This is a genomic window from Calditrichota bacterium, assembly GCA_013112635.1.
Classification (GTDB): Bacteria; Calditrichota; Calditrichia; order Calditrichales; family J004; genus JABFGF01.
On the sequence record JABFGF010000003.1, the window covers coordinates 1 to 11,813 of the forward strand.

At 36.7% G+C, this 11,813-nt stretch carries 7 protein-coding genes; 6 read left to right on the forward strand and 1 reads right to left on the reverse strand.

The window, feature by feature from the left end; translation table 11 throughout:
* Positions 1-140: hypothetical protein (locus tag HND50_09315; protein NOG45419.1), on the reverse strand; the 140-nt coding region annotated here is incomplete at its 3' end.
* 122 nt (positions 141-262) lie between these two features.
* On the opposite strand from HND50_09315, the gene HND50_09320 reads away from it, so the two are divergent.
* From HND50_09320 to HND50_09345, 6 genes are all read left to right on the forward strand, one after another.
* A complete protein-coding gene (locus HND50_09320; GenBank protein ID NOG45420.1) occupies positions 263-3,616 on the forward strand; it encodes a T9SS type A sorting domain-containing protein in 3,354 nt (1,117 codons plus the stop codon).
* Positions 3,613-5,517 carry a T9SS type A sorting domain-containing protein gene (locus HND50_09325; GenBank protein ID NOG45421.1) on the forward strand — a complete coding sequence of 635 codons (1,905 nt, stop codon included), beginning with the start codon at positions 3,613-3,615 and terminating at the stop codon, positions 5,515-5,517. The genes HND50_09320 and HND50_09325 overlap by 4 nt, the downstream gene beginning before the upstream one ends.
* Positions 5,518-5,648: 131 nt before the next feature.
* Positions 5,649-6,818 (forward strand): alginate lyase family protein, encoded by a 1,170-nt coding sequence (locus HND50_09330; protein ID NOG45422.1) that lies wholly within the window; start codon positions 5,649-5,651, stop codon positions 6,816-6,818.
* 4 nt (positions 6,819-6,822) lie between these two features.
* The gene (locus HND50_09335; protein NOG45423.1) at positions 6,823-9,291 is read left to right on the forward strand and encodes a DUF4982 domain-containing protein; all 2,469 of its coding nucleotides are present in this window, start codon (positions 6,823-6,825) and stop codon (positions 9,289-9,291) included.
* A gap of 8 nt (positions 9,292-9,299) precedes the next feature.
* Positions 9,300-10,541, forward strand: a complete 1,242-nt coding sequence (locus tag HND50_09340; GenBank protein NOG45424.1) for an alginate lyase family protein — start codon at positions 9,300-9,302, stop codon at positions 10,539-10,541.
* A 13-nt stretch (positions 10,542-10,554) separates the two neighbouring features.
* Positions 10,555-11,712: a glucoronyl hydrolase gene (locus tag HND50_09345; GenBank protein ID NOG45425.1), complete on the forward strand. Its 1,158-nt coding sequence runs from the start codon at positions 10,555-10,557 to the stop codon at positions 11,710-11,712.
* The last annotated feature ends 101 nt before the right edge of the window (positions 11,713-11,813 follow it).

Sequence of the window (11,813 nt, forward strand, 5' to 3'; positions counted from 1 at the left end):
TGTTCTAAGAAATAGTTTTTAATCTGGTTAAAGTAAGCTTCAGCCAGTATCGGTGTAAGGTTGAAATCATGAGAAATATTATTAACAATAGCGTTTTTAACAGACTTGGAATGAAGCCTTTTGGTAAAGTTTTGATCCATAATGATACCTCCTTAGATTTTGGTTTAAAATACACAAAATTCATTAAGGTATCATTTGATACTAACTATAAGTAGGGCAAAATAATAACATAAGAAATAGGTTATTCTTCAGGTTTTAGAAAATGAAAACAACATACACACTTCTGTTTATTCTCTTTTTTTCTTTCGTCTATGTTCAGGGAGAATCAATTTCGGTCAATTCAATTTCAGAATTACAAGATGCAATTGATAGTGCAAATCCAGGTGATGAAATAATTCTTGCCAATGGCACATATTCTACAAATTCAGATATTAAAATTAATAATATTCATGGTATAGAGGATAACTTGATAACAATACGCTCAGAAGATGTTACTGATGCTGTAATTACAGGAAATGAAAGTTTTCTAATAGAGAATTCCTCTTATATTCATCTTACAGGTTTTAAAATAGCAACATCGGTTGTTGAAAGGGATGGCCTTGAAATAAAAGCTTCAGAAAATATTCGCCTTTCCAATTGTGTATTTGATATGCAGGAAAGTGGGATGAAAAACTATTGGCTATATGTAACCGATGCCTCACAAAATATTAGAATTGATCATAATGAATTTGAAGCAAAGTATGATGAAGGTTGTTTTATTGTAGTGTATGGCCCAAGTAATGGTATTTCCCAATATGTGCAGATTGACCACAACCATTTTAAAGGTCATTATTTTACAGGAAGTAATGGTGGAGAAGCCATCCGTTTTGGTGATAGTAATCGACAGAATTATTCATCATATTCGGTAATCGAAGATAACTTGTTTGAAAACTGTAAGGGTGATGTTGAAGTAATTTCAGTTAAGTCGACAAATTTTACTGTTCGCAGAAATACTTTGAGTGAATGCAACGGTTCCATCGTTTTACGCCATGGTGATAGCTGTTTGGTTGAGAGTAACTTTATTATGAATGGATCGGGTGGTATAAGGTTCTACGGGGACAATCAGAAAATTATTGGTAACTACCTTTATAATAATGATAATTTAAATCTGATTGGATCTTCTTCAAGCGCGAGAGGAGCAATCGCAATTGGTGGTGGTTCGCAGGATGATTTGGCAAATGGAGAAAATACCTACGATCGCCCAGAAAATTGTTTAGTTGCATACAATACATTGGCCTATAACCTGGGTAAAAATATCGACATTGGTGTTTTTGGATCAGATAGTTATCCACCCAAAAATTTAACAATTGCAAATAACCTTGTTGTGAGTGATGTAGAGAAGGCTGTAAATATTCAGAAAGAACCGGATGGATTGGCCTATTTAGGAAATGTGTTATTTGGTGATGGTGGTGCCGGAGATATTGATACCTCTGATTATAAATGGCTTGATCCGGATTTTTCAATTGACTCTTATAGCGTGTTCCATCTTAATTCCACCAGTCCGCTTATAGATAGCTCAGAATTTGTTTCAGGACTTGATGACTATTTATTTGATATTGATGGGCAAATGAGATCCACATATGATGTTGGGGCGGATGAATACTCCGGTGATATTGTTAAATATAGACCTTTAACCTCCTTGGATGTAGGTCCTGTTGGTAATGAAATTCGTTGTTCAACTGCAGTTCAAATTCAGGATGCTATGAAGACTGCACAACCTGGGGATAAAATTGTAATTGACCCGGGAGTTTATGTAGGATCTACCTCTACAAGTGGCAATTCCCAAGCGCATTTTTTTGGTGGCAATAGTGGAACAGCGGAAAACCCAATTTACATATTAGGTGCAAACCTAAGCAATAAACCTGTTTTAAAGGGTGAATCTATTAGCAGTAAATATATACTCTATATAACCGGCGATTATTGGAATGTTCAGGGATTGGTATTGAGAGAAGGTAAAAAAGGAATTATGCTTGATCATTCCAATCATACCGAAATATTTAATACAGAGGTTGATAGTATTGGTGAAGAAGCCATCCATATTAGAGATGGCAGCTCATATAATTTAATTAGCAATTGCACAATAACAGAAACGGGTTTGTATACACCTGATTTTGGTGAGGGTGTTTATTTTGGATCGGATGTTGGTAAATGGGATGACTTTGTAAAAGAGAGTGACTACAATATAGTTGAATATAGCATGATTGGTCCGAATGTTCGAGCGGAGTCTGTAGATATAAAAGAAGGCTCTACCGGAAACGTAGTTAGAAATTGTGTTTTTTATGGAGAAGGAATTACAGGAGCAAATTATTCAGATAGTTTTATCGATGCCAAAGGTAACTATTCAATTATTAGAGATAATATTGCCTATCGAAGTAACAATCCAATTATTACGGATGCTTTTCAGGTTCACCAGCGTGCAATTGGATGGGGGCTTGATAATGCATTTATTGGCAATGAAGTCTATCTGGATGATGCTAATGCCTATATTGTGGATGTAAGTAGCGGATCTGCTTATGTTGGAAATAATACCAGGCACCCTGAAGGGAATATGTATAAAGGCAATTACTCAGAGCATGACAATATCCCGCCTATTGTAAAAATGATCAGTCCGGAATCGGGCTCATCTCATGAATCCGGCGATACAATTGAATTGTCAGCCAACGCACTGGACTTAGATGGTGAGATAGTTAAAGTTGAGTTCTATGCCAATGATGCCAAGCTGGGAGAAGCATTTGCTCAACCTTATACCTATGTGTGGAACAGCGTTTCTGCCGGTGATTACAATGTTTATGCAAAAGCTTTTGATAATGAATTTGTAACCACATCATCCGAAACCATTATTGTGCGAGTGGATACTCTTGCCGGAAATGTAAGTAAGTTTACTCTTAACTTTTTCAATGTTTTTACCAGCTCTTATGAAGGTAATTCATGGGGTGCAAATACAATCGACGGAGATTTAGATACACGATGGGCAGCTGATGGAGATGGTGAATGGATATATTATGTTTTACCCGAAGTTATCAGAATTTCATTTTTAAAAATTGTTTTTTACAACGGTAACGCGCAGAAATACACATTCGACATTGAAACATCTAATGATGGACTTGAATGGAAGTCCGAATTGGAAAATGTTGAGAGCAGTGGCGAAACAAATGGTTATGAAAGATTTGATCTTGAAGATGCCACCGGTAAGTACATTCGATATACAGGCCACATGAATAATGTAAATAGCCTGAATAGTTTAATTGAATTCGAAATATGGGGTGCTGAAGATTCTACTTTAGTATCAATCGAAGATAATCTAAATACACCTAAAGTATTTGCATTACATCAGAATTTTCCAAATCCTTTTAATCCTCAAACAAAAATAAGTTTCGCTATTCCAAAAGCCGCAGATGTAAATATTTCTGTCTATAATATGGCTGGCCAGCTGATAGAAACTCTATATGATAACTGGATTGAAACGGGTCATCATACCATAACCTTTAATGCAGAAAAATATGCATCAGGGGTATATTTTTATAAAATCCAATCTGGTAATAATGTTTTAATAAGAAAGATGGTTTTGCTGAAATGACAAAGCTATTATTTCTTCTAATAGTATTATTATTTGAAGTTTATGCACAGTCCGGTTGGCAGTCGGATATTGTCTATTTCGATGAAGGTGAAAAACTTGTTTATATAAAAGATTCAGAAGGTAATCGCATTCCGGATTTTAGCTATGCAGGCTATCGAAATGGAGAACAGCCTATTCCTGAAATCCCAGTTGTTAAAACCATTCAGCCAATAGACGGTGATAATACAATCCATATCGAAAATGCTTTGTTTGAAGTTGCTTTAAACCCAAAAGATGAAAATGGTTTTAGAGGCGCATTGTTACTTGAGGCTGGAGTTTATGAAGTACAAGGAATAATTAATCTCCAATTTGATGGTGTTATTTTGCGCGGTATGGATGACGGTGAAGACAGTACATCTAATACAATTCTGTGGGCTACCGGCAATTTACCAGCTAAGCGTTCCGTTATTATTGCCGGGGGTGGTTATGATTCCGGTTGGAGTGAATTTGTTTCCGGGACGTTTAAAAATATTATTGATGATACTGTTTTTGTGGGTGAAAAATCTTTCACAGTAAGCAGCACATTTTGGTATGAGGTTGGAGACAACATTATAATTGAGCACCCTTGTACAGCAGAATGGCTGGAGGCGATCGATTATGGCGGCACGCATTCCGATGAAGCAGGTGCTGAGCCTGGCGTAGATATTCCCTGGGAACAAGGTAGTTTGCCCATCAGATATAACCGATACATTACAGCAATCAATGGTAATAAGATTACTGTTGATGCACCTGTCTATAATCACCTGATAAAAAATCTGGCACAGAGTGTAATTTATAAATATTCACGGCAAAACTTACTAACAAATATCGGTATTGAAAACCTGAGAATAGATATTCAAACAAATGGTGTTCCGGATGAAAACCATGCTTGGAATGCAATTGATCTTTTTAATATTGAAGATGCCTGGATTAAAAACTGTACCTTTTTACATTTTGGTTTATCGGGAGTTCGCACCAAATCGGCAACACGCGTTACGGTGGAAAATTGTCAAGCGCTAGATCCGGTTGCTACGATCGAAGGCGGCAATATGTATAACTTTAATGTCAGCGCTTCATCACAATTAATAATATTTAAAAACTGCAGAGCAAGTAATGGGCGTCATCATTATGGGTCTAATGGGAAAAGTACAACATCTGGGATTGTATTTGTAGATTGTACATCCGAAGGCGCTTACACCAGCAGCGAAGGGCATAGAAGATGGAGCCAGGCACTTTTGTTCGATAACTTAAAAGAACTGGACGGACCACGCCTGGGATTAAATAAACGTCTGCTTGGTCTATATAATCGCGGATATTACGGGACAAGTCATGGCTGGGCAGTTGCACATTCTGTGGCATGGAATTGTGATGTGAATGATGGATATCTGATTGTACAAAAGGCACCGACAGCACAAAATTATGCAATTGGATGTTTTGGGAAACAAATCCGAGGTGATAAACCGTATTCATCGTTCGATGAGCCTGAAGGCTATATTGAAGGAAACAACATTCCCGATCTAAAGCCACGATCCATATATTATGCCCAACTAGATCAACGTTTACGTATTATTGATTCTATTGATCCTGATATAACGACTGCTAACATGAAAGACTTTAAATTGGATCAAAATTTCCCAAATCCATTTAATCCGTCAACAGAAATTAAGTACCATGTTGGCAACAATTCCGGATTAGCGGTAGATGTGAATTTAGCTGTTTATAATATTCTAGGTCAACAGGTGAAGACTTTGGTTTCCGCAAAACAAAATGCAGGAAATTATAGCGTAAAATGGAATGCTGACAATTTTCCGAGCGGAATATATTATTATAAAATTGTAGCCGGGGAATTTAGTTACACACGCAAGATGATGCTATTAAGATAATATCTGATCTGGCTGTTACCAGGTATAATTGGAGGCTGTTTTCTTGGTAACAGCAACGGGTCAAATGCTAGTTCTCCTCAAATAATTTGATTCACTTAGACAAACTTCTTAGTAAAGATGGTGGAAAGCTAATGATCTTTAAACCCTATTATATTCTTTATCTCTTTCTGTTTATTTCCTTTTCTTATTCTCAAAATATTTCAACCAGCTTTGATGATATCGCATCAATCGACAGCGCTCGAATAATTAGTTCAGCAAATATGTATTTAAATGAGAAAGCTATTACAGTTACTGCAGAGCATAGCGATCGAAGTGTTGGTGGTAACCACGATTATTATTCAGAAGGCGATTATTGGTGGCCAAATCCCCAAGATCCGAACGGTCCATACATCCGAAAAGATGGTATGACAAACCCTGAAAATTTTACGGCCCATCGCAAAGCGATGAGACGCTTGAGCTTAATTGTACCAAGTCTTGTTGCAGCATATAAAATAACGGATGATAGAAAATACGCAGATTCTGCTTTAACGCATTTGTTGGCTTGGTTTGTAAATGAAAAAACACGAATGAATCCTAACTTGCTTTATGCGCAGGCTATTAAAGGAAAAGTTACTGGCCGTGGTATTGGCATTATTGATACTATTCACCTTGTAGAAGTTGTTCAGGCAATTCTCTTTCTTGAAAAAATTTCATTTTTTAAGCCAGACCAATTATTAGCAATAAAACAATGGTTTAAAGAATATTTGGAGTGGATTACAACGCATCCATATGGTCACAAAGAACGGGATAATGGAAATAATCACAGCACATGCTGGGCAATGCAGGTGGCCGCTTTTGCCAAATTAACAGGTAATAATCAGCAAATGGATTATGTCCGAACAATGTTTAAGGATGTACTTGTTCCCGATCAGATGGCTTTGGATGGAAGTTTTCCAAAAGAAATAAAAAGGACCAAGCCATACGGATATATGCTTTTTAATCTCGATGCGATGGCCATGGTTTGTATGCTTGCTTCTGATAAAAATGATTTGTGGAATTTCAAATTAGCAGATGGGCGCGGTATACAAAAAGCTATGCAGTTTATGTTCCCTTACATCGCTGACAAATCAAGCTGGCCATTTCAAAAAGATGTGATGTATTTTGATAAATGGCCTGTCAGGCATCCTTCATTACTTTTTGCAGGAATAGTTTATAATAACCAGGCTTACCTGGATTTATGGAAAACCCTCAATCCAGATCCAAAAGATCAGGAGATCATTCGCAACTATCCAATTCGTCAACCAATTTTATGGGTGAAATAATATAATGAAAAAACTACTACTATTTTTAATTGTTTGTTTTGCTACACTATTAACAGCATCGGATGAACCTTATTATAAGCTTCGTCAAAATTATTCTGAAAATGTGGAGACAACAGGAAGTCGCCAGATCTTTCTTTTAAATGAAGGTTGGCAATACCTGGAAGAAAATTGCTCGTTAAATGAATTAACAGAATTTACAGATTGGCAAAAAATCAACCTACCTCATACCTGGAATCAATTTGATGCAACAGATAATAATCCCGGTTACCGCCGTGATGCCAGCTGGTACAAGAAAGAAATAAAAATTCCAAAAGATGCGAAAAACAAAATATTGCGGCTTTATTTTGAAGGTGTAAATATCAGTTGTGAAGTTTTTGTAAACGGCCAAAAAGCAGACGAACATATTGGCGGCTATGTTGGCTTTACGATTGACATCACTCCGTTTTTAAAAATAGGACAAACAAATGAGTTGCTTGTCAAAGCGGATAATTCAATAAATCCAAATATCATTCCATCACAAAAATCGGATTTTTTTATTTTCGGGGGGATTACCCGCGATGTTTGGCTACAGGTTTTGCCTAAAATTTTTATTGATCGGGTTAGAGTAGAAATGCCTGAAGTAATTAAAAAACGTGCTACAACAACTGCAATAATTGCGGTCCAAAACAGTAATGTGCAAAAAACCAAAGTTGATTTAAAGGTTGACCTGATCGATCCCAACGGAAAAATTGTAACTTCCAAAAATATTGATAGAGAACTTGGCACTGGAATTAATACTTTTGAGGTTGAATTTGAACCAACAAAAAATCCGCAACTTTGGTCACCAGATAATCCAAATCTATATGAACTTAAAGTTAAGATGTCAGGGGAAAAAGAAGACACATTGAATGAGCGATTTGGATATCGTTGGTTTGAATTTAAGGAGCATGGCCCATTTTATTTGAACGGTGAAAGACTTCTTTTACGTGGAACGCACCGACATGAAGAACATGCTGGTTATGGAAACGCGATGCCGGATAAGCTGCATCGCAAAGATATTGAGCAAATAAAAGAAATTGGTGCCAATTTTGTAAGGCTGGCTCATTACCCGCAAGACCCGGAAATATATCGTGCCTGTGATGAACTTGGCTTGCTCGTTTGGGATGAACTTCCCTGGTGTCGTGGCGGTATGGGAGGTACCGAATGGAAAAAAAATACAACTAAATTATTTGAAGAACAGATTCTGCAAAATTATAATCACCCAAGTATAATTTTATGGTCAGTTGGCAATGAACTTTATTGGCAGCCTGATTTTCCAGGTGGTGATAATCCTGATTCTTTGAAGACTATGGTTTCTCAGCTAAATGATCTTGCCCACAAGCTTGATCCTTACCGTTTAACAACAATGCGAAAATATTATGATGGCGCTGATATAACCGATGTTTTTTCTCCATCTATCTGGGCAGGTTGGTACTCTGGCGTTTATAAAACTTATAAGCAAGCGTTGGAGAAAGCACGTAAAAAATATAAAGGACTTATCCATGCTGAATATGGTGGATCGAGCCATGTTGGACGTCATACTGAAAACCCAATAACTGGAGAAGGTTTGGTAAAAGAGAACGAGTGGGATGAAAAACCCAACATGATCAATATTAAAAAAATATCAAGCGAGGGTGATTGGAGTGAAAGTTATATTGTCGATTTGTTTGATTGGCATTTGATGGTGAGTGAGCAACTTGATTGGTTTCCGGGAAGTGCCCAATGGGCTTTTAAAGATTTTGGAACACCGCTTCGTCCTGAAAATGCAATCCCTTACATCAATCAAAAAGGTTTGGTAGATCGGGCAGGAAACCCAAAAGATGCCTATTATGTTTTTAAAAGCTATTGGAATACAAGTTCCAAATTTTGTTATATCGAATCAAAAACCTGGCTAGATAGGTATGGCAAAGAAGGGCAAAAACTTCCGGTTAATGTTTTTAGTAATTGTAAAAAAGTTAAACTTATTGTAAACGGAGTTGATACGGGAGTAAAAGAAAAAGATATATCAAAATTTCCGGCAAGCGGATTAAGTTGGAGTGTTGGTTTCAAAGAAGGTAAAAACCGATTAGTTGCAGTTGGCTATTCAAGTGGTAAAGTTGTTACGGCCGATACTCTAAATTTCACATACCATACAAAACTCCCGGCTAAAGCTGAGCGAATCAATCTAACAAAACAATCGTTGGAAAATGGCAACATTCTTATAAAAGCCAAAGTGGTGGATAAAAAAGGAGCATTGGTTCCTTCATATAATAAAAGGGTTTATTTTGATCTGAATGGAGGAGGAGAATTGCTAAAATATTATGGAACTCCAACCAAAAGTGATGTAATTGAGTTTGCCAGTGGTAGAGCAGCTATAGAATTTATCCCGGAGAATAATAAGCGTGCGATCATTGAAGCCCGAACTCAGGATTTTAAAGGGGATTATATAGTCATTTCACTAACCGTTCAAAATTAAGGATAACAATGAAAAACCTATTTTATTTGAAGATGATAATCATTACGCTTTTGTTTTCTATTAAGTTATTTGCAGGAGAAAATCAGAAACAGGCGTTTTTGTACTTTGAAGAATCGGAGATTGAAAAACTTAAATCTGAAGTTGAAAAATCCAATCCTCAGCTAAAACCTTATCTTGAGGAACTCCAACAATTCGCAAACGTCTTTCTCAAAAAAGGCCCGTGGAGTGTCACAGATTATAAAAGTCCATCCATCAGCAAGGACCCGCAGGATTATTATAGTGAAAGTCCATACTGGTGGCCAAATCCTGATAATCCTGACGCACCATTTATTCGTAAAGACGGGGTTAGAAATCCAAACCGGTTTATGGGGCACAAGTCGTCTTTAAACAGAGTTTATCAAAGTACATTTGTCTTGGTTTTAGCCGGATATCTTTTTGATGAACCTAAATATATTTCGCATGCGCTTAACATTTTAGAAGTCTGGTTTATTAATCCTGAAAAACGAATGAATCCTAATTTGAATTATGCACAGGCTATTCCCAACAAAAGCCCGGGACGTGGTGTGGGAATTATCGACACACATCGCTGGACGAAATTAGTTGAGGCTTTCTATTTACTCGATTACACAGGTCAATGGCCGGTTGATCATAAAAAAGAAATTGTTTCCTGGTTCAAAGATTATCTTGAATGGCTTAACACATCTAAAAACGGTTTAGATGAAAAAAAACAAGGCAACAATCATACAACCTGGTGGTGTGCTCAGGTAGCCGCATACAGCCGATTAACCGGAAATGAAGATTTGCTAAGAACGGTTGCAGATTATGTAAAAGAGGATGTGATACCGAATCAGATTGAGGGCAATGGATCTATGCCTGAAGAGGAAAAGCGGACCCGTTCTCTTAGTTATATGTGTTTTAATCTTGACGCTTATTCTTTGTTTATCAGAAATGTTCAGTCGGAAGGTTCCAATTTATGGCAGTTTGAAAACGCGAAAGGCGGTAGTGTAAAAAAAACAATCGACTATATGATACCCTATTTGCAAAATCCTGAAAAGTGGACGAATCAACAAATTGTAAAACTATCAAAGAAAGAACCTATATTTCTTTATTTGGCGGGAAAAGAATTTCCGGATGAACCCTATCTTGATTTGTATAAAAGTAAACGACATCAACGGGAGCTTAGCAAACTAAGTTCATCTTATGATCCGTTTTTGTTGATGACTAACCTTGTTTCAATGGCAAATTATTAACGGATAAGACAACATGAGAATACTATTAACTTTTGTTTTACTTTCTATAATCTGGTCCTGTTCATTACAAAAAAATCGTAATAACCAAATAGAACAGATTAAGGATCAGCTTATAAAAAAAGATGATATAATTGATGGCCGTTGGCCGGAATATACTGTTGAAGGAAAATGGAAATTTCGCAAAAAAGTAAATTGGTTTTCCGGATTTACAGGCGGTGAACTGTTTTTGATGTATGAGCTAACAAAAGATGAAGAGCTAAAGAGAAGGGCTTTAATCCACGCAGATAGCCTTCTAAACTATGCGGGCATTGACTATACGCATGACATGGGATTTATCTTTTTGCCAACCTGTGTTAGAGCATATAATGAAACCGGGGAAGAAAAATACAAAAAAGCTGCGTTATTGGCAGCTGAAATGCTTTATAAAAGATTTAATACAAACGGCAATTTTATTCGTGCTTGGGGAAAGCTTGGCTCAGAAAAAAAAGCCGGCTGGATAATAATTGATACGATGATGAATCTTGAACTTCTGTTCTGGACGTATGAAGTAAGTGGTGACCAGAAATATTACGATGTTGCCCTAAGCCATGCCCAAACAACTTTGAAAGCGGCGATTAGAAAAGATTATTCATCATATCATGTAATAGAATTTGATCCTGAAACAGGAGAGGTTTTAAAGAAAAGAACTCATCAGGGATTTGGTGATGAATCGACCTGGGCGCGTGGACAAGCCTGGGGAGTTTATGGTTTTACAAACAGTTTTAAGCGAACTCAGGATTCTGTGTTTTTGGAAACTGCCCAAAAAATGGCAGACTATTACATCAATAAATTGCCGGAAGACAATGTTCCTTTTTGGGATCTTGATCTTGCCGGGGAAGATGTGTTAAAGGATGCTTCAGCGGGGGCAGTTTTGGCAAGCGGGCTTTTTGATTTAGCAGAATTATCAAATGGTCTGCTGTCTGACAAATATAGAAATTATGCTAAAAAGATAACTCAAAGCCTACTTGAAAACTATACATTTAAAAGCAGTAATCGCGATACCGAACAAGGATTATTGATTCATGCTATTTACCATCATCATAAAGGTTGGGGTATGGATGAATCCTATCCGGCAGGGGATTATTTTTTTATGGAAGCATTAAATAAATATTTTAAACTGATAAACAAGTAAATTGATTATTACATCCATAATTGCGAATATCGGAGCTTTATGAAAACAGCATCTTGTAAGTATAAAAGTTAATTTCAATCAAAAACAAATAGTAATCAGTT

Excerpts from the sequence above, each read along its gene's own strand:
- HND50_09320 (NOG45420.1), top strand. The coding sequence starts at position 263 with ATGAAAACAACATACACACTTCTGTTTATTCTCTTTTTTTCTTTCGTC.
- HND50_09325 (NOG45421.1), top strand. The coding sequence starts at position 3,613 with ATGACAAAGCTATTATTTCTTCTAATAGTATTATTATTTGAAGTTTAT.
- HND50_09330 (NOG45422.1), top strand. The coding sequence starts at position 5,649 with ATGATCTTTAAACCCTATTATATTCTTTATCTCTTTCTGTTTATTTCC.
- HND50_09335 (NOG45423.1), top strand. The coding sequence starts at position 6,823 with ATGAAAAAACTACTACTATTTTTAATTGTTTGTTTTGCTACACTATTA.
- HND50_09340 (NOG45424.1), top strand. The coding sequence starts at position 9,300 with ATGAAAAACCTATTTTATTTGAAGATGATAATCATTACGCTTTTGTTT.
- HND50_09345 (NOG45425.1), top strand. The coding sequence starts at position 10,555 with ATGAGAATACTATTAACTTTTGTTTTACTTTCTATAATCTGGTCCTGT.